32 protein-coding genes, 1 tRNA gene and 1 riboswitch are annotated in these 24,888 nt (G+C 59.5%); of the genes, 30 read left to right on the top strand and 3 right to left on the bottom strand.

All coding sequences use genetic code 11. From position 1 onward, the window contains the following. Positions 1–72 precede the first annotated feature (72 nt). The 14 genes from AC1RTP_RS02770 to AC1RTP_RS02835 all read left to right on the top strand — a co-directional run bounded on the left by AC1RTP_RS02770 (position 73) and on the right by AC1RTP_RS02835 (position 8,654). Complete coding sequence (locus AC1RTP_RS02770) at positions 73–726, top strand: hypothetical protein (RefSeq protein ID WP_498604529.1); 654 nt, start codon at positions 73–75, stop codon at positions 724–726. Positions 727–775: 49 nt separating this feature from the next. Then, on the top strand, positions 776–1,165 hold the full coding sequence (locus tag AC1RTP_RS02775; protein ID WP_498604531.1) for a GNAT family N-acetyltransferase: 390 nt from the start codon (positions 776–778) through the stop codon (positions 1,163–1,165). Between the two features lie 143 nt (positions 1,166–1,308). Next, entirely contained in the window at positions 1,309–1,782 is a 474-nt protein-coding gene (locus AC1RTP_RS02780) for a T6SS immunity protein Tdi1 domain-containing protein (RefSeq protein ID WP_498604533.1), read from the top strand. 90 nt (positions 1,783–1,872) lie between these two features. Continuing rightward, the gene (locus tag AC1RTP_RS02785; RefSeq protein WP_498604537.1) at positions 1,873–2,430 is read left to right on the top strand and encodes a dihydrofolate reductase family protein; all 558 of its coding nucleotides are present in this window, start codon (positions 1,873–1,875) and stop codon (positions 2,428–2,430) included. Positions 2,431–2,436: 6 nt separating this feature from the next. Then, positions 2,437–3,375: an MBL fold metallo-hydrolase gene (locus tag AC1RTP_RS02790; RefSeq protein WP_498604539.1), complete on the top strand. Its 939-nt coding sequence runs from the start codon at positions 2,437–2,439 to the stop codon at positions 3,373–3,375. A gap of 36 nt (positions 3,376–3,411) precedes the next feature. Continuing rightward, complete coding sequence (locus tag AC1RTP_RS02795; RefSeq protein WP_498604541.1) at positions 3,412–4,188, top strand: amidohydrolase family protein; 777 nt, start codon at positions 3,412–3,414, stop codon at positions 4,186–4,188. A 65-nt stretch (positions 4,189–4,253) separates the two neighbouring features. After that, the gene (locus tag AC1RTP_RS02800) at positions 4,254–4,643 is read left to right on the top strand and encodes a DUF6632 domain-containing protein (protein WP_498604543.1); all 390 of its coding nucleotides are present in this window, start codon (positions 4,254–4,256) and stop codon (positions 4,641–4,643) included. After that, positions 4,640–5,104, top strand: coding sequence for an SMI1/KNR4 family protein (locus AC1RTP_RS02805; protein WP_498604544.1), 465 nt, complete (start codon positions 4,640–4,642; stop codon positions 5,102–5,104). The genes AC1RTP_RS02800 and AC1RTP_RS02805 overlap by 4 nt, the downstream gene beginning before the upstream one ends. Positions 5,105–5,227: 123 nt before the next feature. Then, positions 5,228–5,659, top strand: a complete 432-nt coding sequence (locus tag AC1RTP_RS02810; RefSeq protein WP_498604546.1) for a hypothetical protein — start codon at positions 5,228–5,230, stop codon at positions 5,657–5,659. Beyond that, the gene (locus AC1RTP_RS02815; protein WP_498604547.1) at positions 5,652–6,107 is read left to right on the top strand and encodes a GNAT family N-acetyltransferase; all 456 of its coding nucleotides are present in this window, start codon (positions 5,652–5,654) and stop codon (positions 6,105–6,107) included. The genes AC1RTP_RS02810 and AC1RTP_RS02815 overlap by 8 nt, the downstream gene beginning before the upstream one ends. A 42-nt stretch (positions 6,108–6,149) precedes the next feature. Beyond that, positions 6,150–6,599: an SRPBCC family protein gene (locus tag AC1RTP_RS02820; RefSeq protein WP_498604549.1), complete on the top strand. Its 450-nt coding sequence runs from the start codon at positions 6,150–6,152 to the stop codon at positions 6,597–6,599. A gap of 11 nt (positions 6,600–6,610) precedes the next feature. Beyond that, entirely contained in the window at positions 6,611–6,844 is a 234-nt protein-coding gene (locus AC1RTP_RS02825; RefSeq protein ID WP_498604551.1) for a hypothetical protein, read from the top strand. Next, on the top strand, positions 6,841–7,302 hold the full coding sequence (locus AC1RTP_RS02830; RefSeq protein WP_498604553.1) for a YciI family protein: 462 nt from the start codon (positions 6,841–6,843) through the stop codon (positions 7,300–7,302). The genes AC1RTP_RS02825 and AC1RTP_RS02830 overlap by 4 nt, the downstream gene beginning before the upstream one ends. After that, positions 7,299–8,654 (top strand): serine hydrolase domain-containing protein, encoded by a 1,356-nt coding sequence (locus tag AC1RTP_RS02835; protein ID WP_498604554.1) that lies wholly within the window; start codon positions 7,299–7,301, stop codon positions 8,652–8,654. Before AC1RTP_RS02830 ends, AC1RTP_RS02835 begins: the two co-directional genes overlap by 4 nt. A 108-nt stretch (positions 8,655–8,762) precedes the next feature. On the opposite strand, the gene AC1RTP_RS02840 is transcribed toward AC1RTP_RS02835, so the two are convergent. The 3 genes from AC1RTP_RS02840 to AC1RTP_RS02850 all read right to left on the bottom strand — a co-directional run bounded on the left by AC1RTP_RS02840 (position 8,763) and on the right by AC1RTP_RS02850 (position 11,233). Beyond that, on the bottom strand, positions 8,763–9,176 hold the full coding sequence (locus AC1RTP_RS02840; RefSeq protein WP_498604555.1) for a hypothetical protein: 414 nt from the start codon (positions 9,174–9,176) through the stop codon (positions 8,763–8,765). Between the two features lie 75 nt (positions 9,177–9,251). After that, the gene (locus AC1RTP_RS02845; protein ID WP_498604556.1) at positions 9,252–9,665 is read right to left on the bottom strand and encodes a hypothetical protein; all 414 of its coding nucleotides are present in this window, start codon (positions 9,663–9,665) and stop codon (positions 9,252–9,254) included. Between the two features lie 137 nt (positions 9,666–9,802). Next, complete coding sequence (locus tag AC1RTP_RS02850; RefSeq protein ID WP_498604558.1) at positions 9,803–11,233, bottom strand: c-type cytochrome; 1,431 nt, start codon at positions 11,231–11,233, stop codon at positions 9,803–9,805. Between the two features lie 162 nt (positions 11,234–11,395). Between AC1RTP_RS02850 and AC1RTP_RS02855 the strand changes: the two genes are divergently transcribed. The 16 genes from AC1RTP_RS02855 (at position 11,396) to nuoI (ending at position 24,884) form a co-directional block, all read left to right on the top strand. Then, the gene (locus AC1RTP_RS02855; RefSeq protein WP_498604560.1) at positions 11,396–12,157 is read left to right on the top strand and encodes a GIN domain-containing protein; all 762 of its coding nucleotides are present in this window, start codon (positions 11,396–11,398) and stop codon (positions 12,155–12,157) included. 39 nt (positions 12,158–12,196) lie between these two features. Next, entirely contained in the window at positions 12,197–12,814 is a 618-nt protein-coding gene (locus AC1RTP_RS02860; RefSeq protein WP_498604562.1) for a tetratricopeptide repeat protein, read from the top strand. Between the two features lie 185 nt (positions 12,815–12,999). Beyond that, positions 13,000–13,174: riboswitch (yybP-ykoY riboswitch) on the top strand. A gap of 6 nt (positions 13,175–13,180) precedes the next feature. After that, positions 13,181–13,759 (top strand): TMEM165/GDT1 family protein, encoded by a 579-nt coding sequence (locus tag AC1RTP_RS02865; protein ID WP_498604564.1) that lies wholly within the window; start codon positions 13,181–13,183, stop codon positions 13,757–13,759. 39 nt (positions 13,760–13,798) lie between these two features. Next, complete coding sequence (locus AC1RTP_RS02870; protein ID WP_498604892.1) at positions 13,799–14,779, top strand: NAD(P)H-quinone oxidoreductase; 981 nt, start codon at positions 13,799–13,801, stop codon at positions 14,777–14,779. A gap of 148 nt (positions 14,780–14,927) precedes the next feature. Continuing rightward, positions 14,928–15,674, top strand: a complete 747-nt coding sequence (tpiA, locus tag AC1RTP_RS02875) for a triose-phosphate isomerase (protein ID WP_498604566.1) — start codon at positions 14,928–14,930, stop codon at positions 15,672–15,674. Between the two features lie 31 nt (positions 15,675–15,705). Continuing rightward, complete coding sequence (gene secG / locus AC1RTP_RS02880) at positions 15,706–16,143, top strand: preprotein translocase subunit SecG (protein WP_498604568.1); 438 nt, start codon at positions 15,706–15,708, stop codon at positions 16,141–16,143. A gap of 95 nt (positions 16,144–16,238) precedes the next feature. Then, positions 16,239–16,323, top strand: a tRNA-Leu gene (locus AC1RTP_RS02885). Positions 16,324–16,465: 142 nt separating this feature from the next. Further along, positions 16,466–16,825: an NADH-quinone oxidoreductase subunit A gene (gene ndhC / locus AC1RTP_RS02890; RefSeq protein WP_170298974.1), complete on the top strand. Its 360-nt coding sequence runs from the start codon at positions 16,466–16,468 to the stop codon at positions 16,823–16,825. 3 nt (positions 16,826–16,828) lie between these two features. Beyond that, on the top strand, positions 16,829–17,305 hold the full coding sequence (locus tag AC1RTP_RS02895) for a NuoB/complex I 20 kDa subunit family protein (RefSeq protein WP_028104278.1): 477 nt from the start codon (positions 16,829–16,831) through the stop codon (positions 17,303–17,305). A gap of 6 nt (positions 17,306–17,311) precedes the next feature. Beyond that, positions 17,312–17,902, top strand: coding sequence for an NADH-quinone oxidoreductase subunit C (locus tag AC1RTP_RS02900; RefSeq protein ID WP_498604570.1), 591 nt, complete (start codon positions 17,312–17,314; stop codon positions 17,900–17,902). A gap of 3 nt (positions 17,903–17,905) precedes the next feature. Next, complete coding sequence (locus AC1RTP_RS02905; protein ID WP_498604572.1) at positions 17,906–19,159, top strand: NADH-quinone oxidoreductase subunit D; 1,254 nt, start codon at positions 17,906–17,908, stop codon at positions 19,157–19,159. Between the two features lie 9 nt (positions 19,160–19,168). Beyond that, complete coding sequence (gene nuoE, locus AC1RTP_RS02910; protein WP_498604574.1) at positions 19,169–19,648, top strand: NADH-quinone oxidoreductase subunit NuoE; 480 nt, start codon at positions 19,169–19,171, stop codon at positions 19,646–19,648. After that, complete coding sequence (gene nuoF / locus AC1RTP_RS02915) at positions 19,645–20,943, top strand: NADH-quinone oxidoreductase subunit NuoF (protein WP_498604576.1); 1,299 nt, start codon at positions 19,645–19,647, stop codon at positions 20,941–20,943. The genes nuoE and nuoF overlap by 4 nt, the downstream gene beginning before the upstream one ends. A 12-nt stretch (positions 20,944–20,955) precedes the next feature. Further along, positions 20,956–23,298, top strand: coding sequence for an NADH-quinone oxidoreductase subunit NuoG (gene nuoG, locus AC1RTP_RS02920; protein ID WP_498604577.1), 2,343 nt, complete (start codon positions 20,956–20,958; stop codon positions 23,296–23,298). After that, positions 23,298–24,380, top strand: coding sequence for an NADH-quinone oxidoreductase subunit NuoH (gene nuoH / locus AC1RTP_RS02925; protein WP_498604579.1), 1,083 nt, complete (start codon positions 23,298–23,300; stop codon positions 24,378–24,380). The genes nuoG and nuoH overlap by 1 nt, the downstream gene beginning before the upstream one ends. Before the next feature lie 15 nt (positions 24,381–24,395). Continuing rightward, on the top strand, positions 24,396–24,884 hold the full coding sequence (gene nuoI / locus AC1RTP_RS02930; protein WP_028104271.1) for an NADH-quinone oxidoreductase subunit NuoI: 489 nt from the start codon (positions 24,396–24,398) through the stop codon (positions 24,882–24,884). Positions 24,885–24,888: the final 4 nt, after the last annotated feature.

Consider the following 24,888-nt stretch of genomic DNA (forward strand, 5'->3'; position numbering starts at 1 on the left):
CCGCTTTTTCGAACGCACTATGGGTAAGTGGAGAATGGGAGAATGAACATCTGGCCATGATAAGGCAGAATAATGATTGAATTAGGCATGAAAGGTATTATGAATTTTCGCTTGTGGCGTCTCTACCAAGTGGCGCTCCTTGCTGGGGCTGCGGCACTCACGTCGGCCCCTGCATTTGCTGAAACTATCTCAGTTACTTTGCGCGCTGAACAAGTTCCACTGGCTGCGGTTCCTCAGGTGGCGAAGGTTCTTGAAAGGCGATTCGAGAGCATTGAGCATGGGTTCTTCGCTACGATTGACTCAAAGGCGAGCTCCGACCAAATTACTCTTCGATTCGGCGGCTGGGCGCCTACTACACGGCAAGTCGAATATCTGACCAAGACTCACGGGAAATTTCGCCTGATTCTAGAGGGGGAGAAGCAATCCATGGTGACACAGGCAGATGTTGCCGATGCTCGACCTTTATCTGGAGGACCGCGTCCAGAATTGGCGATCCGCCTTACGGATGCTGCCGCTAAGCGCGTAGCTATGCTCACGCAGAGGGCTGCCGGTAGGCTGCTTTTAATTGAATGGGAAGGTCAAGTCGTAGATCGCGTTCGAATCGCAGGGCCGCTCACAAGGGATTTTGCGCTGAGTATTAATATCTCGGTGGACATTCCGCTCATGAGCGCGGTGCTGCGTGGAGGCGCACTGCCTGATGAACTGCGCCTGTTGCAGTTGAGGTAATAAGTTGGCGCAATATGGACGTTGATGTTCTATTTTTCGTTCCCTCGCCATGAACATTCATCGTATTCAACCATCAGAGCTTGCGAGTGCCCATGAGTTGCTCTCGCAGAATGGCTGGCGCGAGCGCATCGGCAGCATTGAGCAATTCGGGTCACTCGTTTATGCGTCGCAGGTCGCTGCGGTTGCGGTTCACGAAGGCCAGGTCGTAGGGTTTATTCGCGCAATAACCGACGGTCAATCCAACGGGTATCTCTCCATGCTCGTCGTCGCACTCGATCATCGGCGTAAGGGCATAGGTCGGTCACTCGTTCTGCACGCACTTGGTACAAATAAGCAGGTCACGTGGGTTCTTCGCGCTGGACGCAAGGGGGCGGCTGAATTCTTCGCTAAATTGGGCTTCGAACGGTCATCGCTCGCCATGGAGCGCCGCCGTGCGTAATGCGGGCGCTAAGGAAGCGAAACCTTATCTTCCCCATTTTCGTCGCAATTGGCCTATTCCGGACAGATGGAAACCTGAAGGGTTAGTTCCAAGCCGGATTGCTGTTGTACTCAAAAATAGCGCGACTATCAGGAGCACATTCCATGCATCGTCCATTCTTTATTGATGCTGCAAACGTCGATGCCGGCGCGCTGCTTGACGATTGGCGCTGGCTCGTACCATCGTCCGAAACGCCCTTGTTCTTAACGGCGATGGGTGATTGGGTGTTCGGGGCGCCCGATGGGAGCCTTTGGCTTCTCTCGATGCTGGAAGGCTCGTATTCGAAGATCGCTGAAAATTCAGCTGAATACAATCGCTTGAATAAGTCGCAGGAATGGATTGAAGAGACTTTTCAGTCAGACTGGTTTGATATCGCGGTCGGCAACGAAGTTGCGCCGAATGAGACAGAATGCTTGGGGTGGAAACTGCATCCCCTGCTGGGTGGGAAGTTCGAAATTGAGAACCTTCAGACGTTTTCGATGTTGGTATATCAAAGCCTGATGGGGCAATTGCACCGCCAGCTTCGGCAAAGGCCGAACGCAAAGCCAGAAAAGAAGCAGTGGTTTAAATTCTGGTAAATCCCAATACGCAGAAAAGACACCGCGGGCCGGGGGGCATGAACAGGCTATTATTGCGTTCAAATCCAAATTCAGCCAAAGGAGTCTCCCATGCGTCCCCTTAGGTATTCCATCAACATCACCTTGGACGGGGGCTGCGACCATCGCACCATTTCGCCGGATGAAGAACTGCATCGCTTCTTTGCAGAGCGGCTCGCGGAAGCTGATGCCTTATTGTTTGGCAGGATAACCTACCAGATGATGGAGGAGGCGTGGCGGCGGCCGGCAGCGGGTGGTTGGCCTGACTGGATGGCCGAATGGATGCAGCCCTTTGCCATGACCATAGACGCGGCAAAGAAATACGTTGTGTCCAGCACACTGGACAACGTCGACTGGAACGCAGAACTGGTGCAGGGCGACCTGGCCGAGGCGGTTCGCAAACTTAAGCGGCAACCGGGTAGGGGGATTTATTTGGGCGGAGTGACACTCCCTCTCGCGTTGGCGGAACTGGGATTGATCGACGAGTACGAGTTTGTGGTGCACCCTCGTCTGGTGGGACATGGTCCGGCTTTGTTCGCAGGCCTTTCGAAGTACGTTGACTTGAAGCCCGTCGGGCGCAGGGATTTCCAATCCGGCGCAGTCGCTTTGCGGTACGAACCGAGGAAATAAACGGAAATGATCACCACACTAGCGTTGGCGCTCGGCATGGCCGCTACTCCTGCGGCGCAAGCACCGTACACCTTCATCGAGGGTAAGCTGCCGCAAGATTCCCAGCCTGATGGGAACTCCATCGTGTTCGAAGGCCCCAAAGAAATGCTGGTTATCGATACTGGCAGACATCCCGAACATACCGAAAAGATCATTGCTGTTGCCAAGGCTCGGAATAAGCCGATCACTGCAATTATCAATACACACTGGCATCTGGATCATGCGACGGGAAACGCCCGCATCCGCGCCGCCTATCCGGGCGCAAAGCTCTACACGAGTACGGCCGTGGAGGGCGCGCTGAAAGGCTTCCTGATCCGGAATGTCGACAAGGCCAAGGCCAGGCTAGAAGATCCCGCCGTGCCGGAGGCGCGAAAGGCCGATACGCGCTTATACCTTGGTGCGATAAATGATCCTGCCAACCTGATTCCTGATCAGCCGGTGAAGGGGGCGATGTCGATCAAACTTGGCGAGCGCGAGCTGCAACTCCATCTGGCCAAGTATGCCGCGACAGAAGGCGATGTATGGGTTCACGATCCGGTCAGCAAAACCGTGTTCGTCGGCGACCTGGTGGCGGTGCCGCTGCCATTCTTCGATACCGGCTGTGCGGAAGGCTGGCGCCAGGCGCTGGCGGAGATCGATAAGGTGGATTTCCCAACCCTGGTGCCGGGTCATGGCCTGCCGATGGATCACGCCGCGTTCTCCGTTTACCGCCGTGCGTTTGATGAATTCACCGTATGCGCTGAGGGGGGCGAGGCCACGGCGAGCTGCGTTGCGACTTGGATGCAGAAGGGGGCGGCCTTCGTCGCCATGCATCCGGATCCAAAATATTCGGAAGATGCGTTGACCTACTATGTCGACCAGGTGCTGCGGGTACCCAGCAAGCGCGCCGAATATTGTGGCAAGTGAGAGCCGACCAGGGATGGGGCGGCGCTGGTTAATGAATTGGATGCGGCGGGGATTGAACGGGCAGTCGTTCTTTCGGTTGGCTACAGCTTTTCCGATGAGCGTAAAGGACTAGTCGATCCTGATAGGCTGACACAGGAGGAAAACGATTGGACCTCTGCCGAGGTGGACAAGCACGCATCCCGTCTTATCGGATTCTGCAGCGCCAATCCGTTGCGCGCGTTTGCGATGGCGGAGCTTGAGCGGTGCCTGGGGCTTCCAGGAATGACTGGCATTAAGCTCCATCTGGGTAACAGTGGCGTCAGCTTGCGCGACCCAAGCCACCTGTCGGTGGTGCAAGCGATATTCGGGCTTGCGCAACGGCGTGGCGCCGCTGTCCTTGTGCACATGCGGGCGCGTGGCGGCAGCGATTATGGCGCTGAAGATGCGCGGCTCTTTCTCGATAAAGTCCTGCCGACGGCGCCTCGCATCGAAATCATCGTCGCGCACCTCGGTGCATCCGGTCCTGGCTACACGCCGCAAAACGACGAGGTGATGGCGGTATTTGCCGCAGCGGCAGAACGTAAGGACCCTCGCATTGGAAAGCTCTATTTCGATGTCGCGACCAACGTCACCGAGGAAACCACGAATGCCGAATTGCAGCTCGTCGCCCAGCGTATTCGGCAGATTGGGCCCACGCGCGTGCTTTACGGCTCCGATCTCAGTCCGCCTGGCGGCAGCATACGTAGAGGTTGGGAGATATTCCGAACCAGGGTCCCGCTAACCAACGAGGAATTCCAGCAAATTGCAAGCAACAGGCTCCGGTTTGCCCAGTAGCCGCCGCGACTGCCTGTCGTAGTAAAATTTGCAGCCACTGGCCATGCCAAACGCGGGAGCGCGACATGAATACAGCAGACCGGATGAAGTACCTGCGAGCAGCGCTGATTGTGTTTGGCTTGATTTTTCTTTTTGGCGTATTCCCACTTACCGTTCTTTGGCCTTCGGGGTGGGCGTGGCATCACGGGCGGTCGGAGTATCTGGAGATGATCATTGCGATCTACGCGACGCTTGGCGTGTTTCTTTTGCTTGCGTCGCGCCAGCCGGAGCGGCACATCAGCCTCATTGCATTCACGATCTGGTCCAGCATTGTGCACGGCGGGGTGATGGCGATTCAGGCGGCGGGCAACCCGATGCATGCGGGGCATTTGCTTGGCGACGTTCCGGCGCTATTCATTGTGGCAGCCGTCCTGGCCTGGCTTTGCCCGGAGGCGTTTAAGGCGTCGTTTAAATGAGCGATTTCGTTGCGCGATTTGATGTCGCGGTTGGTGGAGATGGGATCGGGAATTGGCCGCCAACGAAAGCTTCTCTGGATCGAATCACTGCGTCACTCCGCATTCGCTTGCCCGACTTGCTGGTGACTTTGGCGACGGAAAGTTCGAGGTTCGGCCATGTATTCCTTAGCCTTGGTGAGGACTACGAGTCCACCGCACATATCATTTCGTACAACCGGTACTGGCGCAGGCGCCGCCGCACGCGGCGGCTTCCGGAAGACCTGGTCATCATCTCCAATGGTTTCATGGACGAGGATTTTGATTGCCTGGTCAGGCCGAAGGAGGGGCAGGATGACGGCGGGCCGGCCGTCGAATACTGGTCACCTGCGCTGATTGGGTATCCGAGGGATGGCTGCCGCGGCCCGCGGTACGCTTCGTTTGAAGAGTATCTGGAAGCGCTCATTCAGCCCAAGCTTGCCTGAGGCGGGCTCTTCGCGGCAAACTGGAGTGATTGCCAATTAACCAACCGAGCGTATGTTCATTGCGATTCTGCTTTGCTTACTGTCGCTGTTGTCTATGCCAAGCGCACAATGGAGAAAAAGTGAATGGCTTTTGAGAATGCGAAAATATCGAGGGAAGACTACCAGGTGTACCGGCTCGGCGAGATCGACCGGCGCTACATTCCGATGAGCCATTGCTCCTCACAATGGACGATTGACCGGGAGCGGTATATTCACATGCGCTGTGTGACCCGCACGGTTCCGCCGGAGATGGGAGCGCATGATCCGTTCTGGCTGTTTTACTGGAAGTCGGCTTATGTGGTTTTTCACGTCCAGATTACCGAGCATGCGTCGAAAGGCAATGGTTGGCTGGCGCGCATCATCCTGACCAAGCTTGAGATTCCGATGGGGTTGAAAGAACACAAGCAGGAGATCATCAATGACATCAGAGATGCTCTGCAGGCGTACGGTACGGGTGGAGTGCACTGTGGGGCAACGAATTACCAACTGAAGTTTTCGGTGGCATACAGTGTTTAACATCAGACCCATTCAGCAGTCGGACTACGATGGCTGGCGCGTCCTTTGGGATGGCTATAACGCCTACTATGGCCGCAGCGGTACGACTGCGCTGCCTGAGGAAATCACGCGGGCTACGTGGGAGCGGTTTTTTGATCCGTCGGAGCCGGTGCATGCGCTGGTTGCGGAGGATGCAGGCCGGGTGGTCGGCATTGCTCACTACATTTTCCATCGCAGCACGACACGGCTGAATCAGGTTTGCTACATGCAGGACTTGTTCACGGCGGAGCAGGCGCGCGGGAAGGGCGTTGGGCGCCAATTGATCGAGGCGGTGTATGAGGCTGCACGCGCTGCGGGCAGCTCGCGTGTTTACTGGCAGACGCTAAACACCAACCAGGCGGGGCGTGCTTTGTACGACAAGGTGGCCAAACATAATGGCTTCCTCGTGTATTCCCACGAGCTTGGCTGATGCTATTATTGTTCCCCAATTTCCCCAGGGGAGAAAATCACGATGCTCGTGCAGGCAAAGCTAACCATCAACGGAAGCAAAGCGGCGGTCTGGGACGCGGTCTCCGATATCGAGAATGCTGCGAATTTCATTTCCGGTATCGAGAAGATTGAAATCATCGAGAAGCCGGCGAATGGCTTTGCTGGCCTGCGCTGGCGCGAGACGCGCATCCTGTTTGGCGAACCGGCTACCGTGGAGAAGTGGGTTACCGAATCCTCGGAGAACGAGTACTTCACCACCAGGGCGGAGCAGCAGGGTTTTGTCTTCCTGACCACCATGCGTTTGGCGGAGGAGGGCGGGGCGATTACGGTGACCAGCTCCCATGATTCGCAGCCGCAGACTTTCGCTGCCAAGCTGCAGGCGATTCCAATGGGGCTGTTTTTCAGGGGCGCCATCCGGAAGGCCATCATGCAGGACCTGAACGACATCAAGGCCGCAGTGGAGCGCAAATAAGGGAGTCTGTCATGGGAACTGCATTCTGGATCAAGCGTTACCTGGTGGTGCAGGCTGGGGCCTTTGCAATCATTTGTGCCGCGCAGCTGTTGAAGGGGCATGACCTGGAATACTCTGCGACGCAAGGGGCGATCTGGGGCGTGATCAGTTCAGTGATATTTATAGCAGTGCGGATCCACAAGTCGCGCAAGAAGCAGCATTGCGCGCTGTGCAGGGATACGCCGGAAATGAGGGAAGAACAGTGAAAAAAATTCTTGGTGCTGCGCTGCTGGTGACGGCGGCATTCTCTGCACAGGCACAGGCCCAGCCCGCGGCGGGCTATGACGCGGAGCTGGCGAAGTCCCTCGGCGGCAACGAGAACGGCATGCGCAAGTATGTCTTCGTGGTGCTGCGCACAGGCCCGAGCAAGTTGCCGGCAGGTGCGGAGCGGACGGAAATGTTCGCCGGCCATATGGCGAATATCCAGCGCCTGGCCAACGAGCGCAAGCTGGCATATGCAGGTCCGCTGGATGGTGTGGATGGTGCGCGCGGCATCTTCATCTTTGCCGTCGACAGCATCGATGAAGCTAAAGCGCTGGCCGCTACCGATCCCGTCATCATCAAGGGCGAAATGGTGGCGGAGTACCACATGCACTTTGGTTCGGCTGGCCTGATGATGGTTAACCAGATCCATACCCAGATCACCAAGCCTGCCAGCAAATGAAGTTGGCCTGGCTTGCCGCATTGATGCTCGCCGGTGCGGCGCATGCCGAAGTGCCTTTGGCCGAGCGTATCGATGCGGCGCTGAAGCCCTTTTTCAAAGCAGATGCACCCGGCGCCACCGTCATCGTGATGAAGGACGGTGCGCCGGTCTTCCGCAAGGCATATGGCCTGGCGGACGTGGACAAGAACACGCCCATGCAGCCGGAGATGCAACTGCGTCTCGGCTCAATCACCAAGCAGTTCACCGCCGTGGCGATCCTGATGCTGGCGGAGCAGGGCAAGCTGTCGCTGCAGGATGAGGTGACGCGCTTCCTGCCCGACTATCCGGCCAAGGACAAGCACATCACGATCGAGCGCCTGTTGCAGCATACGGCAGGCGTCCCCAATTACACCGCCAAGATGACGTTCGGGCTCACACAGGGCCGTGACAAGAGCGTCCAGCAGATGATCGATTACTTCAAGGACGAAGCGCTCGATTTCGAGCCTGGCGAGCGCTGGGCCTACAGTAATTCCGGCTACATCCTGCTGGGCGCCATCATCGAAAAGGTGAGCGGCGCCTCGTATGCTGACTACATCGCGAAGAATATCTTTGAGCCGCTGGGCATGCAGGACACAGCTTACGAAGGGCATGAGCGCAACGCCAGGCGCCGCGTGGCCGGTTATCGCGAGGGCTTCCTCAGTGGCTACACACCCGCGGAACATGTGAGCATGACGCAGCCTTATGCGGCAGGAGCGCTGGTCTCCACCGTGGACGACCTGGCGCTGTGGGACGAAGCTATTTCTTCCGGCAAGCTGCTCAGGGCGGATACCTGGCGGCAGGCCTTTACGCCTTGTCCTTTGCCGAACGGCGCGAAATGCAGCTATGGCTATGGCTGGCAGCTTGGCACCATGCGCGGGCACCGGATGGCGGCCCATGCCGGCGATATCGCGGGCTTCAACGCGGAAGCGATCCGGCTGCCGGACGATAAGGTCTTCGTGGCGGTGCTGGGCAACAGCAACCGCAATATGCTCAATACCGACCGGGTGGCCTTCACCGCTGCGGCCATTGCGGTGGGCTCGCCATTCCCGCCGCAAAAGACAATCCCCATGACCAAGCTTGCGATGACGGCCTTTGTCGGCACGTTCAGGCTGTCCGAAAGCGGCGTCCGCACGATCAGCTTTGATGGCGGCGGCTTGCGCTTCGAACGAAAAGGGCGCCGTCCGGCGGGACTGCGCCCTTATGGGGTGGATAAGTTCTTCGTCGAAGGCTCGTTGACCACGCTGGATTTCGTGCGTGGCCCTGATGGCGCGGTGACCGGCTTCATGTTGCACGGTACTTCCGGCGACGAAACCGCGGAGCGCATCGTCAACTAAAAAGAGGCCGCCAGCCTACACAAGGGCTGGCGGCCCTGACGTGCCCGCGGCTAGCGCGTCATGAGGGGAGGCATAGGCCGGTGGTTGAACCGGCAGGTCCTCGATAACCTAGCGCGAGGCGAACTGCATTTCAATAACCGTTGGCGCTACTCCTGCGATCGCGGGCATGGATTCATCGACATAGCTCAAATGGCCACTGACTGAATCATCGTCGGCAAACTTAAGTTCCATCGCCATCTTGCCGTCGAGGGCGGCGAATTTACCGCTGCCGGTACGTGTGATTTCGTGTTCGGATTGGTCGTCGACCTTGGCATAAATGCGCGTTTGTTTGCGAATGAGCCAGAGTGTCTTGCCGTTGGAGAGATCGTATGCGCCTTTGTATTTACTGAATTCGTCAGGCGCAATATAGGTCCGCACAACTGACTTTGCTGCGGGGACTAACACTGTCTGATCGCCGGTGCTCTGTGCGTACGCCGTAAGGGCGAACGCAAGCAGGCTGCCGGCAGCCACTAACCGTTTCATGATTGCCTCCATTTTCAGGTGTATGGCCAGGTCTTTAAGATTGCCTGGCTATTTCACTATAGTTCCCCGTTTGCCTTAGCGCGAGGCTAAGGTAAGGCTGGCATGCACCGTTTGGGCGTCGGCCATGCTTGGCATGTAATTCAGGTCGCCCGTGGCGGTATCGTCATCAACCCAGACGATATTCATGGCCAGGCTGCCATCAGTTGCGCTGAATCTGCCGTCGCCATACCATTGGACTTCCTGCCGGGGTTGCTGGCCAATTTGTGCGTAGAGCCGGACAGCTTTGCGCGACAAGGTGAGGGTTTGGCCGTTGGACAGGGCATAGCTGCCCTGGTATTGGTAGAACTCTTGCGGTGATATGAGCTTGCGTTCCAATTGCATTTGCTTCTGCGCGGGCACAACCACCGATTGGTCTGCGCCGGTGCTGCTTTGTGCAGCTGCAGTTGCAGCTAGCACGCACAACCCGGCGGCAGCGAAGTATCGCTTCATGACTGCCTCCGTTCGTGGACCAAGGGTGCCAGTTATTTTGTTGTCTGGCTATTTTTCAATATAGCCCTGGCGATGGCCGACGTAATTTCAATCTTTTGATGGAACTGTCGGTGGCGATACCTTGCGCATATGCCCCATCATGGGCGGTAGCTAACGCGATACACCTTGTGCGCATGGTCGTCGGAAACGAGTATCGAACCGTCAGGTAAATTGGCAATATCGACCGGCCGGCCGCTGACTTCTTCGTTTTGCAGGAAGCCGTCAATGAAGGCGGTATCGCTGACTACCTTGTTGCCGTAGAGCGTAATCAGGCGCACCTGGTAGCCGATCTTGCTGCTGCGGTTCCAGGAGCCGTGTTCGGCGATCAGCAACTGGTTGCGGTACTGCTCAGGGAATTGGCTGCCGGTGTAGAACGCTAGGCCAAGCGGGGCGACGTGCGGGCCGAGCGCAGCGACAGGCGGCACGTAGGCGTCGCAGCTTTTGCCTTTGCCGAATTGCGGGTCGGGCACCACGCCGCCGTGGCAGTAAGGGAAGCCGAAGTGCAGGCCCGGTTTCGGTGCGATATTCAGTTCGCAGCCCGGCATGTTGTCGCCCATTTCGTCGCGGCCGTTATCGGTAAACCACATTTCCTTCGTTTGCGGGTGCCAGGTGAAGCCGACGGTGTTGCGCACGCCGCGTGCGAACAATTCCCAGTTGCTGCCGTCCGGGTTCATGCGCCAGATCTTGGAGTGGGGCGCGTCTTCCTTGTCGCAGACATTGCATGGCGCGCCGATCGGGATGTAGAGCTTTCCGTCCGGGCCGGCCTTGATATATTTGGCGCCGTGCCAGGTTTCGGTTGGCAGGTCGTCTTTCACAACTTTGTACGATGGCTTGCTGGCGTAAGTTTTTTCGATGTCGTCGAACCTGATGATGCGCGAGATTTCGCCGACGTAGAGGGCGCCATTGAGCAGGGCGACGCCATTCGGGTTGTTCAGGCCTTCGGCGACGGTGACGACTTTTTCGGCCACGCCGTTTTTGTCGGCGTCGACCAGGGCGTAGACCTTGCCGGCTTTCGTCGAACCGACGAAGACGATGCCGCTGTCGGTAACGGCCAGTTCGCGTGCGCCTTCTACCTTGTCGGCATAGACGGCGATCTGGAAGCCTTTCGGCAGCTTAAGGGAGGGGAGGCCGGTCGGCTTGGCGGCCGGCGTCGGGGCGGCAGCGGTGGCAACGCCGCTGGCGGCCTTGCGGGCGGCGGCGTTGGCCGGCATCAGGTATTCCGCCAGTTGGCCGATCTGGCTTGCACTCAGCTGCGTGCCCCAGGCGGGCATGCCTTTGTCGGCGACCCCCTTGCTGATCACGCGCACCAGGTTGGCCTTGGTCGGCTGGCCGTGCAGCCAGGCGGCGTCGGCCAGGTTGGGACCGGCGGCGCCTTCCAGATCCTTGCCGTGGCATTGGGCGCAATTGGCCTGGTAGAGCTTGTGAGCGGCGGCCATGCCATCGGTGGCGGCTTGGGCGCCTTGTGTGGCAAAGAAGAGTGGGAAGGCAGTCAGGGCCGCGGCGGCCAGCGTCTGGAGCGTGTTTTTCATATTATTTCTCTCAGGAATGACGGAAAGGCAGGCGAATTATCCGCCTGTTCCCTGTTTTTTGCATTTCGTCGCATATGGAAAGACGGGGGAGGGGGGCGCCGATATGATGAAACCATCAAAAACCGGTCATATAATGCGCTGGTGACTTATAAAGGATGCAAGATGAAGAAACCGTTCCAGATTGGCTTGCTGTTCACCGCCCTCTGTCTGTTCCTGGGCCTGGCCCGTGCCGACGATACGACGACCGAGAGCCGGACCATCGATGCCCGCGTGGTGCGCGTCAAGCTCGACGGCGTGATCGACCTCAAGCTGCGCCGCGGCGATACGGCTGCCCTCACCATCACCACCGATAAGCGCTACGTCAACAAGGTGACGGCGGTGCAGACCGGCGACACACTCTATCTCGATACTGAGAGCCGCGGCATGAAGCTGAAGTCTTCGGCGGTGAAGGTGGAACTGGTACTGCCGCAGCTGCGCGAGCTGGTCTCGGAAGGCGTGGGCTCCACGGAAGTGAGCGGTTTTAGCGGCGACAACATCGACCTGACGCTGGATGGCGCGGGCAGCATGAAGGTGGTCTGCGATTATAAGAAGCTGAAAGCCAACCTGGGCGGCGTTGGCAGCATGCATGTGTGGGTGACGGAGAACGAAAACGTTGACCTCGACTTGCAGGGCGCGGGCTACATCACCATTGGCGGCCGCAGCAAGAATCTGAAAGCGACCCTGGGCGGCCTGGGCGGCCTGAATGCGCAGCAGTTCAAGGCGGATGACGTGGACTTGGAGCTGAGCGGTCTGGGTAACGCGACCATCAATGCGACCAATAACGCCAACCTGAGTTTGAGCGGCCTGGGTTCGGTAACCGTGTACGGCAAGCCGGCCAAGCGTAACGTCAGTGTGGACGGTCTGGGCAAGGTGAGCTGGAAGTAATTCGTTAGTAGTGCATAAGACAGATAAATTCAAAGCACCATGAAAAAACTACGAGGCGTGTTATGCGCGCTTGGCATCGCACTAGGGCTACAGGCCAGCGCGCATGCCGGGTTCGCGGAAGGGGCCACGGCGTATAACAACAAAAATTATGCGCTGGCCTACAAGGAGATCCTGCCGCTGGCCAAGGCGGGCAATACGGATGCCGAGCACCTGCTCGGCTTGATGTATTACATGGGCCGGGGCGTGCCGCAGGATTATAAGGAGGCGCTGTTCTGGCACCGCAAGGCTGCGGTCAAGGGCAAGGCGGATGCGCAGTATGTCGTCGGGGCCATGTATTACACCGGGAATGCGGTGATACAGGACCATAAGGAGGCGGTGACCTGGTTCCGCAAAGCGGCGGAGCAGGGGCATCCGGAGGCGCAGCAGGTGCTGGGGTTGATGTATCGGTATCACATTGGCGGGATGCCGCAGGATAATGTGATTGCTTATATGTTGTGGAACCTGGCGGCTGCGGGCGGGTCTTCGAATGCGGCGGAGCAGCGGTCGGCGGTTGCAAGGGGGATGTCGCAGGAGCAGATTGAGGAGGGGCAGGCGTTGTCTTCTTCCTGGAAGAGGGGGACGGCGTTGCCGCGTAGTTCTCGGACTGGGGGCGGCTGAAACCCGGTAAACCGGGGTCTGACCCGCAGGGTCAGACCCCGTCTGCTCGGCGGCCGCGGGGTTGGTTCAAGGCTTTTGACTTTCTACGAAGATCAACATCGGACAACCTTCACCCCTGGCCGTGAGACCGTTGGGGGTCTGACCCTGCGGGTCAGACCCAGGTTTACCGGGTTTGGTGTAAAATCCCGTCCGTCATTGGGGAGTAGCCTCTCCTCCGCAAAGGAGGAGGCATATGTCAACACACTTGGCCCACAGGCCATGGCATATGCGGTCCCAAACTTGGCAAGACCTTTGACCACGACGCCGCCGATTTAGGCCGGGGGCGAGCCGTGGTCATTCGTCCGTGCCCGGCCTGGAAACACAATAATGGATTCCCTCCTCGTATCAACCGGCGTAGTCGCCCTGGCCGAAATCGGCGACAAGACCCAACTCCTGGCCTTCCTGCTCGCCGCCCGCTTCAAAAAGCCGCTGCCCATCATTGCAGGCATCTTCATCGCCACCATCTTCAACCACGGCCTGGCCGGTGCGCTTGGCGCCTGGATCACGTCCATGCTAACGCCGGAAGTGCTGCGCTGGGTGCTGGGATTCTCCTTCCTCGGCATGGCCGCCTGGACCCTGGTTCCGGACAAGATCGAAGAAGACGAAACCAATGTCGCCAGCCGCTTCGGCGTTTTCGGCGCCACCCTGGTGACCTTCTTCCTGGCCGAAATGGGCGACAAGACCCAGGTCGCCACCGTGGCCATGGCCGCCCATTACCCAAACCCGTTGATGGTGGTGGCCGGCACCACGCTCGGCATGCTGATCGCCGACGTGCCGGCCGTCTTCGCCGGCGACAAGCTGGCCGCGAAAATCCCGCTTAAGCTGGTGCACGGCATCGCCGCCGCCATGTTCGCGGCGCTGGGCCTGGCGACCCTGCTCGGCATGGGCGCGCGCTTCGGGCTGTAAGCGCTACAATCGCCTCTTTCCCAGAGAGGTGGTGCCATGATGCGTGCGATCGAAATTACCAAACCCGGCGCGGCCGATGTGCTGCGACTGTGCGAACGTCCGCTGCCCGTGGCGAAGGAGGGCGAGGTACGCATCCGCGTGCATGCGGCCGGCATCAACCGTCCGGACGTATTCCAGCGCATGGGCAGCTACGCGCCGCCGCCGGGCGCCACCGACATCCCGGGGCTGGAAGTGGCGGGCGAGATCGTCGATGGCGACCTGGCTGCGACTGGTTTCAAGATCGGCGACATGGTGTGCGCGCTGGTGCAGGGCGGCGGTTACGCAGAATACGTGACGGCGCCGGTCGAGCAGGTGCTGCCGGTGCCGCATGGCTTGTCGCCGCTGGAGGCAGCCTCGCTGCCGGAGACCTTCTTCACCGTGTGGAGCAATGTGTTCGACCGCGCTGGCCTGGGCAAGGGCGAGACTTTGCTGGTGCAGGGCGGGACTTCCGGCATCGGCGTGACGGCGATCCAGCTGGCGCACGCACTGGGCCATCGCGTGTTCGCCACGGCGGGCAGCGATGAAAAGGCGAGAGCGTGCGAGGCCTTGGGCGCGGCGCGCGGTATCAATTACCGCACGGAGGACTTTGCGGCCGTGGTGCGCGAGCTGACCGGCGATACCGGCGTGGACGTGATCCTCGACATGGTGGGCGGCGATTACCTGCCGCGCGAGATCAGCTGCCTGGCCGACGACGGCCGCATCGCCATCATCGCGCTGTTGGGCGGCGCCAAGGGCACGCTGGACATGGGGCAGGTGCTGCGCCGCCGCCTGACGATCACTGGCTCCACGCTTCGCCCACGCTCGGTGGCATTCAAGGGGACCATCGCCCGCCAGTTACGTGAAAAAGTCTGGCCGCTGATCGAGGCGGGCGACGTCAAGCCGGTCATCTACGAGAGTTTCCCGCTGGAGCAGGCGGTCAAGGCCCATGAGCTGATGGAAAGCAGCAACCATGTGGGCAAAATTATGTTGCAAGTGTTGTAAAACCGGTAACCCAGTGTCTGACCCGCAGGGTCAGGCACTGATCGGCGGCGGTCGCGGGCCAGGTGTCTGACCCTGTGGGTCAGACGACCGTCTTGCCGGTTTTGCGTGCAGCAAGCTACAATTACGGGTTATTAAAAATTAAGCTACTATGCGCCGCAAACTAGTCATCGGTAACTGGAAAATGAACGGGAGCCGTACCGCCAACACTACCCTGTTGGCAGGTATCAAGGCTGGCCTGGGTGACGCAAAGGCCGATACCGCGGTCTGCGTCCCAGCTCCATATCTGGCACAATGTCAGGCTGAACTCACCGGCAGCGCAGTTGCCTGGGGTTCGCAGGACGTGTCCGCCCACGCTTCTGGCGCCTACACGGGCGAGATTTCGGCAGCCATGCTGCTGGACTTCGCAAGCAAATTCGCCATCGTCGGCCACTCCGAGCGCCGCTCCTACCATCAGGAGCGCAGCGCCCTGGTCGCGCAAAAGGCGCTGGCCGCTGTGAATGCCGGCCTGGTGCCGGTGGTTTGCGTGGGCGAGACCCTGCAAGAACGTGAAGCGGGCAAGACTGCCGACGTGGTCGGCGAGCAGCTGGACGCGGTGCTGGAAGTATTGAGCACCGAGCAGATGGCAAAGATTGTGCTGGCGTACGAGCCTGTATGGGCGATCGGCACCGGCAAAACCGCCACCCCGGAAATGGCGCAGGAAGTGCATGCACTGCTGCGCGCCCGTGTGGCGAAGAAGGATGCGGCTGCGGCCGCCGGCATGCAGATCCTGTATGGCGGCAGCATGAAGCCGGAAAACGCCAAGGAATTGTTGGCCCAGCCGGATATCGACGGCGGCCTGATTGGCGGTGCAGCACTGAAGGCGGCGGACTTCCTCGCCATCATCGCGGCTGCATAAAGCAGGGTAATTTTATTAATTAAGGAATAGCATGAACTCTTTGTTCAATCTGGTTATCGTATTGCAGGTCATTTCCGCTGTGGCGATTATTGGCCTGGTCTTGCTGCAGCATGGTAAGGGCGCCGATATGGGCGCGGCCTTCGGCTCCGGCGCTTCCGGCAGCCTGTTCGGCGCCTCCGGCTCCTCGAACTTCCTGTCCAAGTCGACCGCCCTGGCGGCAGCGATCTTCTTTGCTTCCACCCTGGGCCTGTCGGTCCTGGCCAGCAAGGGCAGTGTGTCGTCCGGCGCGGCGAGCGTAATGGATAACGTCAAGGCTCCGGCGCCTGCTCCAGTAAGCGGCTCTGCTGCAATCCCTTCGGCTGCTCCGGCGCCTGCACCAGCTCCGGCTGCTGCCGCCCCGGCTCCTGTGGAAACTCCTGCTGCCTCGGCTGCAGCATCGGCTGCCTCGGCCGCTTCTCCAGCGAAGTAAAACTGGCAACTTTGAACTTTTTGCCGTTTTTCTTCTTGTTTAGGCGCAATGTGCATTAACAAAGCGTCGATCACAGTGTAGAATAGCGGCCTATTGCCGACGTGGTGAAATTGGTAGACACGCTATCTTGAGGGGGTAGTGGCGCAAGCTGTACGAGTTCGAGTCTCGTCGTCGGCACCAAAAAAGATCAAAAGCCAGCTGGTCGTTTGAATCGCAGATTCATTGGCTTAGCTGGTTTTTTTACGAGGATGTGTCGTTTGATCCTGGTCTCAGCATTAAGTGATTGGGGTCGAGCGTATTTCAACTAAGCTGCTTACCCATCGTGAACCTCGAAAATTACTTCCCCGTCCTGTTGTTCCTTCTCGTCGGCCTTGGCGTCGGCGTAGTCCCGCAAGTGCTGGGCCATATCCTTGGCCCGAACAAGCCCGATGCGGCCAAGCTCTCCCCATTCGAGTGCGGCTTCGAAGCTTTCGAAGACGCGCGCATGAAATTCGACGTGCGTTACTACCTCGTCGCAATTCTGTTCATTTTGTTCGACCTTGAAACTGCATTCTTCTTCCCATGGGGCGTCTCCATGCGTGAACTGGGCTGGCAGGGTTACGTGACGATGATGGTGTTCATCGCCGAATTCGTGGTCGGTTTTTGGTATATCTGGAAGAAAGGTGCCCTTGATTGGGAATAAGCCATGTCTATTGAAGGCGTATTTAACGAAGGCTTCATCACCACTACCTTTGACACGGTAATCAACTGGGCGCGTACGGGTTCGATGTACCCGATGACGTTCGGTCTGGCTTGCTGTGCAGTGGAGATGATGCATGCTGGTGCTGCCCGTTACGACCTGGAGCGTTTCGGTTTCATGTTCCGTCCGTCGCCACGTCAGTCTGACGTGATGATCGTGGCAGGCACCCTGTGCAACAAGATGGCCCCTGCGCTGCGCAAGGTCTATGACCAGATGCCTGACCCACGCTGGGTGATCTCCATGGGCTCCTGCGCCAACGGCGGCGGCTACTACCACTACTCGTACTCCGTAGTGCGCGGTTGCGACCGTATCGTGCCGGTTGACGTGTACGTGCCTGGCTGCCCGCCGACTGCAGAAGCACTGCTGTACGGCATCCTGCAGCTGCACAACAAGATCAAGAAGACCAACACGATCGCGCGGTAAGACCTTATGAACACACATCTGCAAACACTGGTCTCCGCCCTCGAGCAAAAGCTGGGCGAGCGGGCCTCCATCGTCGTCGCGCTGGGCGAAGTGACGATTACAGTCAAATCTGGGGACTACTACCAGGTAATGCAAGAGCTGCGCGACGACGCAGCTTTGCGTTTTGATACGCTGATCGACTTGTGCGGCGTTGACTACTCGACCTACGGTGAAGGCACCTGGGATGGCCTGCGTTTCGCAGCCGTGACCCACCTGCTGTCCGTGGAAAAGAACTGGCGCCTGCGCGTGCGCGTTTTCGCGTCCGACGAAGACTTGCCTATCGTGGCCTCCGTGACCACGATCTGGCGCGCCGCCAACTGGTTCGAGCGTGAAGCGTTCGACCTGTACGGCATCATCTTCGAAGGCCACAACGACCTGCGCCGCATCCTGACCGACTACGGTTTCATCGGCCATCCATTCCGCAAGGACTTCCCAGTGTCGGGCTACGTTGAAATGCGCTATGACCAGGAGCAGAAGCGCGTTGTCTACCAGCCTGTGACCATCGAGCCGCGCGAAAACGTGCCGCGCGTGATCCGCGAAGAAAACTACGGGAAGTAAGAAATGGCTGAAATTAAGAATTACACCCTGAACTTTGGTCCGCAGCACCCTGCGGCGCACGGCGTGCTGCGCCTGGTGCTGGAGCTGGACGGTGAAGTGATCCAGCGCGCCGACCCGCATATCGGCCTGCTGCACCGCGCGACCGAAAAGCTGGCCGAGCAGAAGACCTACCTGCAATCCGTGCCTTATATGGATCGCCTGGACTATGTGTCCATGATGTCCAATGAGCACGCCTACGTGATGGCGATCGAGAAGCTGCTGGGCCTGGACGTGCCGATCCGCGCGCAGTACATCCGCGTGATGTTCGACGAGATCACCCGCCTGCTGAACCACCTGCTGTGGCTGGGCGCGCACGCGCTGGACGTGGGCGCAATGGGCCCGTTCCTGTACGCTTTCCGCGACCGCGAAGACCTGATGGACTGCTACGAAGCCGTTTCCGGTGCCCGTATGCACGCGGCTTACTACCGTCCGGGTGGCGTCTACCGCGACCTGCCGGACTCCATGCCGCAGTACAAGGCATCGCTGATCCGCAACGCGAAAGCGCTGGCCGAGCGTAACGAAAACCGCCAGGGTTCGCTGCTGGACTTCGTGGAAGACTTCACCAAGCGTTTCCCGACCTATGTCGACGAATACGAAACCCTGCTGACCGACAACCGTATCTGGAAACAGCGTACCGTCGGCGTGGGCGTGGTGTCGCCGGAAGATGCGAAGGCCATGGGCTTCACCGGCGCCATGCTGCGCGGCTCGGGCATCGCCTGGGACGTGCGCAAGAAGCAGCCGTACGAAGTCTATGACAAGATGGACTTCGACATCCCGATCGGCACCAACGGCGATTGCTACGACCGTTACCTGGTGCGTATCGAAGAGATGCGCCAGTCGAACAAGATCATCAAGCAGTGCGTCGCATGGCTGAAAGCTAATCCGGGTCCTGTCATGACCAGCAACCGCAAGGTCGCTCCGCCTAACCGCGTGGACATGAAAACCAATATGGAATCGCTGATCCACCACTTCAAGCTGTTCACCGAAGGCTTCCACGTGCCGCCGGGCGAAGCGTACAGCGCGGTGGAACACCCGAAAGGCGAATTCGGTATCTACCTGATCTCCGATGGCGCCAACAAGCCATACCGTATGAAGATCCGTGCTCCGGGCTTTGCCCACCTGCAGGGTCTGGACGAAATGTCGCGCGGCCACATGATCGCCGACGCCGTGACCATCATCGGTACCCAGGACATCGTTTTCGGTGAAATCGACCGCTAAGGGCAAGAAATGCTGTTATCCCAAGAATGCTATAAAAAAATCGACCGCGAGTTGGCCAAGTATCCGGCCGACCAGCGCCAGTCGGCCGTGATGGCCTCGCTGGCCCACGCCCAGGTTGAACTGGGCTGGCTGTCGCCAGAAACCATGAAGGAAATCGCGGACTACATCCGCATGCCGGCCATCGCCGTGCAGGAAGTCGCGACTTTCTACAATATGTACAACCTGAAGCCGATTGGTAAGCACAAGATCACCGTGTGCACCAACCTGCCATGCGCACTGTCCGGCGGCGTGAAAGCGGCCGAGCACCTGAAGGCCAAGCTGGGCATCGACTTCCGCGGCACCACCGAAGACGGTGAGTTCACGCTGATGGAAGGGGAGTGCATGGGCGCCTGCGGCGACGCACCGGTGCTGCTGGTCAATAACCATCGCATGTGTTCCCACATGAGCAACGACAAACTGGATGCCCTCGTGGAGGAGCTCAAGAAATGACTTCCCTGCACGACCGTCACATCAATCCGCTGATCCTGAAGGATCTGAACGGCGACAACTGGCACCTGGCCGACTACGTGAAACGTGGCGGCTATTCCGCACTGCGCAAGATCATCGAAGAGAAGATCCCGCCAGAGCAGATCATCGCCGACCTGAAGACCTCCGGCCTGCGCGGCCGCGGCGGTGCGGGTTTCCCGACCGGCCTGAAATGGTCCTTCATGCCGCGCCAGTTCCCTGGCCAGAAATACCTCGTCTGCAATACCGACGAAGGCGAACCAGGTACCTTCAAAGACCGCGACATCATTCGCTACAACCCGCATTCGCTGATCGAAGGCATGGCCATCGGCGCGTACGCGATGGGCATCACCGTGGGCTACAACTACATCCACGGCGAGATCTTCCAGGACTACCTGCGCTTTGAAGAAGCGCTGGAAGAGGCGCGTGCCGCCGGCTTCCTGGGCGATAAGATCATGGGTTCGGACTTCAGCTTCCAGCTGCACGCCCACCATGGCTACGGTGCCTACATCTGCGGCGAAGAAACCGCGCTGCTGGAATCGCTGGAAGGCAAAAAAGGCCAGCCGCGCTTCAAGCCGCCTTTCCCGGCGTCGTTCGGCCTGTACGGCAAGCCGACCACCATCAACAACACCGAGACTTTCGCGGCCGTTCCGTTCATCCTGAACATCGGCGCTGAAAACTACCTCGGCCTGGGCAAGCCTAACAACGGCGGCACCAAGATCTTCTCGATCTCGGGCGACGTTGAGCGGCCAGGCAACTACGAAGTCCCGCTGGGCACTCCGTTCGCCAAGCTGATGGAGCTGGCCGGCGGTATGCGCGGCGGCAAGAAGATCAAGGCCGTGATCCCTGGCGGTTCGTCCGCTCCGGTGATCCGCGGCGAGATCATGATGCAGACTGACCTCGATTACGATTCGATCGCCAAAGCCGGCTCCATGCTGGGTTCGGGCGCCGTGATCGTGATGGACGAGACCCGCTGCATGGTGAAAGCCCTGGAACGCCTGTCCTACTTCTACTTTGAAGAGTCCTGCGGCCAGTGCACCCCGTGCCGTGAAGGCACCGGCTGGATGTACCGCATGATCCACCGTATCGAGAACGGCCAAGGCCGTCCGAGCGATCTGGACATGCTGAACTCCATCGCCGACAACATCCAGGGCCGCACCATCTGCGCGCTGGGCGATGCTGCCGCTATGCCGGTACGCGCCTTCGTCAAGCAGTTCCGCGAAGAATTTGAATATCACGTCGAACACAAGCACTGTCTGGTGCCTGTTTCGGCTTACTAAGCTGCGATTATCATGGTTGAAATCGAAATTGACGGCAAAAAGGTAGAAGTCCCTGCGGGTAGCATGGTGATGGACGCCGCCAACAAGCTGGGTACCTACATCCCGCACTTCTGCTATCACAAGAAATTGTCGATCGCTGCGAACTGCCGTATGTGCCTGGTCGAAGTTGAGAAGGCGCCTAAGCCTTTGCCAGCATGCGCCACGCCGGTATCGGCTGGCATGATTGTGAAGTCCGCCTCCGACAAGGCTGTGCAAGCACAGAAGTCGGTGATGGAATTCCTGCTGATTAACCACCCGCTGGATTGCCCAATCTGCGACCAGGGCGGTGAGTGCCAGCTGCAGGACTTGGCCGTAGGTTACGGCAAGATGGAGTCCCGCTACGAAGAAGAGAAGCGCGTTGTGCCGCCGAAGGCCGGCAGCGCGCTGGTGGCGATGGAAGAAATGTCGCGCTGCATCCACTGCACCCGTTGCGTGCGCTTTGGCCAGGAAGTGGCCGGCGTGATGGAACTGGGCATGCTGGGGCGCGGCGAGCATTCCGAGATCACCACTTTCGTGGGCGAAGCAGTGAGCTCCGAAATGTCGGGCAATATGATCGACCTGTGCCCGGTCGGCGCGCTGACCTCGCGCCCATTCCGCTACAGCGCCCGTACCTGGGAACTGTCGCGCCGCAAATCGGTCTCCCCGCACGACTCCACCGGCGCGAACCTGATCGTGCAAGTGAAGCAGGGCTCCGTGAAGCGCGTGCTGCCGTTCGAGAACGAAGCCGTCAACGAGTGCTGGATTTCCGACAAGGACCGCTACTCCTACGAAGCGCTGGAAAGCGCCGAGCGCCTGACCAAGCCTATGCTGAAGCAGGGCGGCGAGTGGAAAGAAGTTGAATGGCAAGTCGCGCTGGAATACGTGGCGCACGGCCTGAAGAACATCAAGCACGAACACGGTGCGGATTCGCTGGCGGCCTACGGCACCGCGCACTCCACCGTGGAAGAATTGGCCCTGCTGAAGAAGCTGATGCACGGCGTGGGTTCCGAGAACGTGGACTTCCGCCTGCGCCAGAGCGATTTTGCCCTGGACGGCGAAGTGAAGCCATGGCTGGGCATGCCGATCGCTGAACTGAGCTCGCTGCAGCGCGTGTTCGTGATCGGTTCCTTCCTGCGTAAGGACCATCCGCTGTTCGCGACACGCATCCGCGCGGCCGTGAAGGCTGGCGGCAAGCTGTCCGTGCTGCATGGTTCGAACGATGAAAACCTGATCAACACCGCCAACAAGATCGTCGCTGCGCCGACCGACTGGCTGGCCGCGCTGTCCGGCGTTGTTGCCGCTGTCGCCAAGGCGAAGGGCGTTGCCGCTCCTGCCGGCTTCGAAGGCATTGTCGCTTCCGTTGAAGCTGACGCCATTGCCGAATCCCTGCTGGGCGGCGAGCGCAAAGCCGTCTTCCTGGGTAACGCCGCTGTGGCGCATCCGGAAGCGTCCAAGCTGCACGCTGCTGCGCAGTGGATCGCGGAACAGACCGGCGCCAAGCTGGGCTACCTGACCGAAGCAGCCAACACCGTTGGCGGCTACCTGGTTGGCGCGACCGCGAAGTCCGCTGCGCCAGCGTTCTCGCAACAGAAGAAAGCCTACGTCCTGCTGAACGCCGAACCGGAACTGGATGCTGCGAACCCGCAAGCAGCCAAGACCGCGCTGAACGCCGCCGAAATGGTGGTCGTGATGTCGGCCTTCAAGCACGGCATGGACTACGCCGACGTGCTGCTGCCTGTCGCTCCGTTCGCCGAGACTTCCGGCTCCTTCGTCAATGCCGAAGGCCGCCTGCAGTCGTTCAACGGTACCGTCAAGCCAGCGGGCGATGCCCGTCCGGCATGGAAGGTGCTGCGCGTCCTGGGCAACATCCTGGGCCTGGGCGGCTTCGACTACGAAACCTCCGAATCGATCCGCGACGAGCTGTTCGAAAAAGGCGCATCCGACCTGTCGGCCAAGCTGTCGAACGTGTCGCGCAAGGCCGCCGCAGTTAGCTCTTCCTACGGCGAGCCCTTCTCCGCGACCGGCTTGCAGCGCCTGGCCGACGTGCCGATCTACTTCGCTGACGCCCTGGCGCGCCGTTCCGGCCCGCTTCTGGCGACCACCGATGCCGCCGCTCCTAAAGCGCACCTGTCCACTGCCACCGCGCAGCAGATCGGCGTGAAGGCTGGCGACAAGGTCGAAGTGAAGCAGGGCTCCGGCTTTGCGATCCTGGAAGCCATCATCGACGCCGGCCTGCCAGCGAACGTGGTGCGCGTGTCCGCCGCACACGCATCGACCTCGATGCTGGGCGCAATGTTCGGTGACATCACCGTTGCTAAAGCAGGGGAGGGCAAGTAATGGCTCTGCCAGAAATGATTGAAACCATCAAGGCCGCCGGCGCGGCCAACCTCGGCACCTTCTGGCCGTTCATCTGGACCATGGCCAAGATCCTGTGCGTGACCTTGCCGCTGATGGGCCTCGTGGCTTACCTGACCCTGTGGGAGCGTAAGCTGCTGGGCTGGATCCAGATCCGTATCGGCCCGAACCGCGTAGGCCCGAACGGCCTGCTGCAGCCGATCGCCGACGCGCTGAAACTGCTGTTTAAAGAGATCATCGTCCCGGCCAAGTCGAACAAGTCCCTGTTCTTCATCGGTCCAGTGATGACCATCATGCCGGCGCTGGCTTGCTGGGCGGTGGTGCCGTTCGCCGATGGCGCGGCCCTGGCCGACGTCAACGCCGGCCTGCTGCTGATCATGGCGATCGCCTCGATGGAGGTGTACGGCATCATCATCGCCGGCTGGTCCGCCAACTCGAAGTACTCCTTCATGGGGGCGATGCGTGCATCGGCTCAGATGGTGTCCTACGAAATCGCGATGGGCTTCTGCCTGGTGATCGTGCTGATGGTTTCCGGTTCGCTGAACCTGTCGGAAATCGTGGCCGGCCAGCAGAAGGGCACCATGGCTGCCATGGGCCTGAACCTGCTGTCGTGGAACTGGCTGCCGCTGCTGCCGATCTTCGTCGTGTACCTGATCTCCGGCCTGGCTGAATGTAACCGTCACCCGTTCGACGTGGTGGAAGGCGAATCCGAGATCGTCGGCGGCCACATGGTCGAATACGGCGGCATGGCTTACGCGATGTTCTTCCTGGCGGAATACGCCAACATGATCCTGATCGGCCTGCTGGCATCGATCATGTTCCTGGGCGGCTGGTCTGCTCCGATCGCAGCGCTGGAAATCGGCGGCGTGTTCGGCGGCTTCTTCTGGCTGTTCATGAAGACCTTCGTCATCGTATCGCTGTTCATCTGGACGCGCGGCACCTTCCCGCGTTACCGCTATGACCAGATTATGCGTTTGGGCTGGAAAGTGTTCATCCCACTGACCCTGGTGTACCTGGTGTTCGTGGCGACCTGGATGCAGACCTCCTGGAATATTTGGAAGTAAGAGAGCGAATACAGAATGGACCGATTGAAAGATTTCTTCGGCAGCTTCTTGCTGACCGAACTGTTCAAGGGGATGGCGCTGACCGGCAAATACATGTTTGCCAAGAAGATCACCGTCCAGTTCCCTGAAGAGAAAACCCCGATCTCGCCGCGTTTCCGCGGCCTGCACGCACTGCGCCGTTATCCAAACGGCGAAGAGCGCTGCATCGCCTGCAAACTGTGCGAAGCAGTTTGCCCGGCGATGGCGATCACCATCGAGTCGGAGCAGCGTGACGACGGCAGCCGCCGTACCACCCGCTACGACATCGACCTGACCAAGTGCATTTTCTGCGGCTTCTGCGAAGAATCCTGCCCGGTGGACTCGATCGTCGAGACACACGTATTGGAATACCACGGTGAAAAGCGTGGCGACCTGTACTACACCAAGGAAATGCTGCTGGCTGTGGGCGACCGCTACGAAGCGGAAATCGCGGCCAACCGCGCGGCCGACGCCAAGTACCGCTGATCGC

It is taken from the genome of Pseudoduganella sp. GW821-FHT11H04, from assembly GCF_058807935.1.

Excerpts from the sequence above, each read along its gene's own strand:
- AC1RTP_RS02770 (WP_498604529.1), top strand. The coding sequence starts at position 73 with ATGATTGAATTAGGCATGAAAGGTATTATGAATTTTCGCTTGTGGCGT.
- AC1RTP_RS02775 (WP_498604531.1), top strand. The coding sequence starts at position 776 with ATGAACATTCATCGTATTCAACCATCAGAGCTTGCGAGTGCCCATGAG.
- AC1RTP_RS02780 (WP_498604533.1), top strand. The coding sequence starts at position 1,309 with ATGCATCGTCCATTCTTTATTGATGCTGCAAACGTCGATGCCGGCGCG.
- AC1RTP_RS02785 (WP_498604537.1), top strand. The coding sequence starts at position 1,873 with ATGCGTCCCCTTAGGTATTCCATCAACATCACCTTGGACGGGGGCTGC.
- AC1RTP_RS02790 (WP_498604539.1), top strand. The coding sequence starts at position 2,437 with ATGATCACCACACTAGCGTTGGCGCTCGGCATGGCCGCTACTCCTGCG.
- AC1RTP_RS02800 (WP_498604543.1), top strand. The coding sequence starts at position 4,254 with ATGAATACAGCAGACCGGATGAAGTACCTGCGAGCAGCGCTGATTGTG.
- AC1RTP_RS02805 (WP_498604544.1), top strand. The coding sequence starts at position 4,640 with ATGAGCGATTTCGTTGCGCGATTTGATGTCGCGGTTGGTGGAGATGGG.
- AC1RTP_RS02810 (WP_498604546.1), top strand. The coding sequence starts at position 5,228 with ATGGCTTTTGAGAATGCGAAAATATCGAGGGAAGACTACCAGGTGTAC.
- AC1RTP_RS02820 (WP_498604549.1), top strand. The coding sequence starts at position 6,150 with ATGCTCGTGCAGGCAAAGCTAACCATCAACGGAAGCAAAGCGGCGGTC.
- AC1RTP_RS02825 (WP_498604551.1), top strand. The coding sequence starts at position 6,611 with ATGGGAACTGCATTCTGGATCAAGCGTTACCTGGTGGTGCAGGCTGGG.
- AC1RTP_RS02835 (WP_498604554.1), top strand. The coding sequence starts at position 7,299 with ATGAAGTTGGCCTGGCTTGCCGCATTGATGCTCGCCGGTGCGGCGCAT.
- AC1RTP_RS02840 (WP_498604555.1), bottom strand. The coding sequence starts at position 9,176 with ATGAAACGGTTAGTGGCTGCCGGCAGCCTGCTTGCGTTCGCCCTTACG.
- AC1RTP_RS02845 (WP_498604556.1), bottom strand. The coding sequence starts at position 9,665 with ATGAAGCGATACTTCGCTGCCGCCGGGTTGTGCGTGCTAGCTGCAACT.
- AC1RTP_RS02850 (WP_498604558.1), bottom strand. The coding sequence starts at position 11,233 with ATGAAAAACACGCTCCAGACGCTGGCCGCCGCGGCCCTGACTGCCTTC.
- AC1RTP_RS02855 (WP_498604560.1), top strand. The coding sequence starts at position 11,396 with ATGAAGAAACCGTTCCAGATTGGCTTGCTGTTCACCGCCCTCTGTCTG.
- AC1RTP_RS02860 (WP_498604562.1), top strand. The coding sequence starts at position 12,197 with ATGAAAAAACTACGAGGCGTGTTATGCGCGCTTGGCATCGCACTAGGG.
- AC1RTP_RS02865 (WP_498604564.1), top strand. The coding sequence starts at position 13,181 with ATGGATTCCCTCCTCGTATCAACCGGCGTAGTCGCCCTGGCCGAAATC.
- AC1RTP_RS02870 (WP_498604892.1), top strand. The coding sequence starts at position 13,799 with ATGCGTGCGATCGAAATTACCAAACCCGGCGCGGCCGATGTGCTGCGA.
- tpiA (WP_498604566.1), top strand. The coding sequence starts at position 14,928 with ATGCGCCGCAAACTAGTCATCGGTAACTGGAAAATGAACGGGAGCCGT.
- secG (WP_498604568.1), top strand. The coding sequence starts at position 15,706 with ATGAACTCTTTGTTCAATCTGGTTATCGTATTGCAGGTCATTTCCGCT.
- AC1RTP_RS02895 (WP_028104278.1), top strand. The coding sequence starts at position 16,829 with ATGTCTATTGAAGGCGTATTTAACGAAGGCTTCATCACCACTACCTTT.
- AC1RTP_RS02900 (WP_498604570.1), top strand. The coding sequence starts at position 17,312 with ATGAACACACATCTGCAAACACTGGTCTCCGCCCTCGAGCAAAAGCTG.
- AC1RTP_RS02905 (WP_498604572.1), top strand. The coding sequence starts at position 17,906 with ATGGCTGAAATTAAGAATTACACCCTGAACTTTGGTCCGCAGCACCCT.
- nuoE (WP_498604574.1), top strand. The coding sequence starts at position 19,169 with ATGCTGTTATCCCAAGAATGCTATAAAAAAATCGACCGCGAGTTGGCC.
- nuoF (WP_498604576.1), top strand. The coding sequence starts at position 19,645 with ATGACTTCCCTGCACGACCGTCACATCAATCCGCTGATCCTGAAGGAT.
- nuoG (WP_498604577.1), top strand. The coding sequence starts at position 20,956 with ATGGTTGAAATCGAAATTGACGGCAAAAAGGTAGAAGTCCCTGCGGGT.
- nuoH (WP_498604579.1), top strand. The coding sequence starts at position 23,298 with ATGGCTCTGCCAGAAATGATTGAAACCATCAAGGCCGCCGGCGCGGCC.
- nuoI (WP_028104271.1), top strand. The coding sequence starts at position 24,396 with ATGGACCGATTGAAAGATTTCTTCGGCAGCTTCTTGCTGACCGAACTG.